Consider the following 240-nt stretch of genomic DNA (forward strand, 5'->3'; position numbering starts at 1 on the left):
ATTTTATTGCGTAAATCGGGTACGGAACCACTTATTCGCGTTATGGTGGAATGCCAAGATGCTGAACTTGCACAACAATGTGCAGAAGAAATTGCAGAAGCCGTGAAAAAAATTAATTAATTTTTGACCGCACTTAGTAAAGTGCGGTTTATTTTTATAAAGTTTTTAGGAAAGCAAAATGAACATTTTTATTATGCGTCACGGCGAAGCGGAAGTAATGGCTAATAGTGATAAAGCTCG

Annotated in this window: 2 pseudogenes; both read left to right on the forward strand. The window is 36.7% G+C overall.

Features of this window, described 5'->3' with window-relative positions:
- A pseudogene (locus tag HMPREF2813_RS09645) lies at positions 1–120 on the forward strand (hypothetical protein); the annotation flags it as partial.
- Between the two features lie 58 nt (positions 121–178).
- A pseudogene (locus HMPREF2813_RS09820) lies at positions 179–240 on the forward strand (phosphohistidine phosphatase SixA); the annotation flags it as partial.

The sequence above is a fragment of the Haemophilus sp. HMSC066A11 genome (genome assembly GCF_001811665.1).
GTDB lineage: Bacteria > Pseudomonadota > Gammaproteobacteria > Enterobacterales > Pasteurellaceae > Haemophilus > Haemophilus influenzae.